Source organism: Mesorhizobium sp. M7A.F.Ca.CA.002.15.2.1, from assembly GCF_003998715.1.
GTDB classification, from domain to species: domain Bacteria; phylum Pseudomonadota; class Alphaproteobacteria; order Rhizobiales; family Rhizobiaceae; genus Mesorhizobium; species Mesorhizobium ciceri.
In genome coordinates this window covers 1-2,172 of record NZ_RZPI01000828.1, presented here as the reverse complement: position 1 = coordinate 2,172, position 2,172 = coordinate 1, and the positions used below count along the sequence as shown (strand labels likewise).

General features: G+C 63.4%; 3 protein-coding genes and 1 pseudogene. 2 read left to right on the top strand and 2 right to left on the bottom strand.

Annotation, left to right across the window (positions count from 1 at the left end):
• The coding region (locus tag ENZ74_RS29900; RefSeq protein WP_127313218.1) for a YbfB/YjiJ family MFS transporter at positions 1–234 on the bottom strand (234 nt) is incomplete at its 3' end.
• A gap of 116 nt (positions 235–350) precedes the next feature.
• On the bottom strand, positions 351–572 hold the full coding sequence (locus tag ENZ74_RS29895; RefSeq protein WP_063167643.1) for a hypothetical protein: 222 nt from the start codon (positions 570–572) through the stop codon (positions 351–353).
• 94 nt (positions 573–666) lie between these two features.
• Here ENZ74_RS29895 and ENZ74_RS29890 point away from each other — a divergent pair.
• Both ENZ74_RS29890 and ENZ74_RS29885 read left to right on the top strand, forming a co-directional pair.
• Positions 667–1,649, top strand: a pseudogene (locus ENZ74_RS29890) (LysR substrate-binding domain-containing protein).
• Positions 1,646–2,172 (top strand): aminopeptidase (locus tag ENZ74_RS29885; RefSeq protein ID WP_164761314.1); only part of this gene is annotated, 527 nt, incomplete at its 3' end. The pseudogene ENZ74_RS29890 and the gene ENZ74_RS29885, both read left to right, overlap by 4 nt.

Genomic DNA, 2,172 nt, shown 5'->3' with positions numbered 1-2,172 from the left:
CAGCAGGCGCTCGCGCCCATGCGCCCAGCCGCCCGCCGCTGCCAACGCGCCGACGAGATAACCGAGATAATTGGCCGACGCGATCCAACCGGCATCGGCAGGCGACAGATGCAATTCCTGCATCATGCCGGGCAGGATCGGCGTGTAGACGAAACGGCCGATGCCCATGGCAACCGCCATGGCAATCATGCCGGCGAAGGCGAAACGCAGCGCTGTCGAGGTGGCTGATGTCATTGCACTGCACAATAAGTGCAGGGGTCGCTGAAACAATCGCCATCTGTTGGGCCAGCGCGTGCGCGGGACGTGGTGCTCGCCTCGACTTTCCTCAAGCCGGAACGCTTGGCGGCTGCTCAGCAGCGGCCGCCGGCGTGCAACGGGGCCGTCTCGTGCACTGTCCGCCGTGCCGTCAGCCTGAACGGCACATCGCCCAGTTCGCGTTCCGACATGGTGTTCAGCACCGGATGCGAAAGCGGATCGGTCAGCCATCTCTGCGTTTCGCTGTCCGGGTGCGGCTCATACGGCGTACTCGCAGCGAAAAAGACCTTCAGCGACGACGACAAGATCCTCAGCATTTCCGGCTCCACAGGTCTGTCTCTTCCGATAAAATCCGCCGTTTCGACATGCCTTTCAATTGAGATTTCAGCCGGATCAGTTTAGAAAAACTCAATGGCCATGCTCAACCGCGTCCACCTCAACGGCCTGCGCGCCGTCGAAACCGTTGCCCGTCTCGGATCGCTGGCGGCGGCCGCCGGTGAGCTCAACGTTTCCGCAGCCAGCAGATAAGCCGTACCGAAAAACAGCTCGGCCAGGCGCTGTTCGAGCGAACGGCGAGCGGTCTGGTGCTGACCGAATTCGGCGCCGTCTTCGCGGCCCGCCTTGGTGCTGGATTTCGTGAGCTTTCCCAGGCCGTGGCGCTGGCCGACGAGGCTACGCAATGCACATTGGTGGTTTCGGTGGCGCCGGCCTTTGCCTCGAAGTGGCTGTTGCCCAGACTATCTCGCCACTTCGACCGGCATCCCAACGTGCTGCTGCGCATCGACGCTTCGGTGCGGCTGGTCAATCTCGATCACTCAGACATCGACATCGCCATCCGGCTTGGCGACGGCAAATGGCCGGGCGGGCGCACGGAACTGCTCTTGGCGCAGGAAGTCTTCCCGGTCTGCGCGCCGGCGATTGCCCAAAAACTGAAGTCGATCGAGGACCTTGCCCAGACCTGCGCGATCACCGACGAGCGAGCAATGATCAACTGGGAAAGCTGGTTCGAGACGGCCGGCGTCCCACCTGTCAGCTTCCTCAAGGGTGCGCGTTTCACCGACCCGATGCTGTGCCTGGAATCGGCGATTGCCGGCCACGGCGTGATGCTGGGCTGGCAATTGCTCGCCGCGGATGCGCTGGCCGACGGGCGGCTGGTGGCGCCTTTCGGTATCCGCGCCCAGAGCGGGCTCGGCTATTGGCTGGTGACCTCGTCCGTCAAGGCGGAAAGCCGCAAGGTCCGGGATTTCAAGGTCTGGATCAGGGAAGAGATCGAAGCAACCATGGCGCGGTTCGGGTCCGCAAACCCAAAACCCGCCGGCGCGATCGCGGTGGAAAGCGCCGCGCCGCCGCTCTATGGTAGGTCGGACATCAAACTACGACAGGCAGGATCATGACCACACATTCGCGCGGCGTTTCCGCATCAATCGACCCGGTGAAGCTCGACAGGCTGGCGGAAGTCGCCATCAAGGTCGGGCTGCAATTGCAGCCAGGGCAGGATCTGGTGCTGACGTCATCGATCGCGGCACTGCCGCTAACCAGGCGGATCGTCGAGCATGCCTACAAGGCCGGCGCCGGCCTGGTGACGCCGATCTTCAACGATGACGAGATGACGCTGGCGCGCTACCGCTTCGGCGCCGATGCGAGCTTCGACCGCGCCGCCGGCTGGCTCTATGAAGGCATGGCGAAGGCCTTCTCCAACAATGCGGCCAGGCTTGCGGTGCGCGGCGAGGATCCGTCGCTGCTCTCCGCACAGGATCCGGCGAAAGTGGCGCGCGCCAACAAGGCCAATTCGATGGCTTATCAGCCGGCGTTGGAAAAGATCACCGGCTTCGACATCAATTGGAACATCGTCGCCTATCCGGACCTCGCCTGGGCCAAACAGGTCTTCCCCGGCGATGCCGACGATGTTGCGGTCGT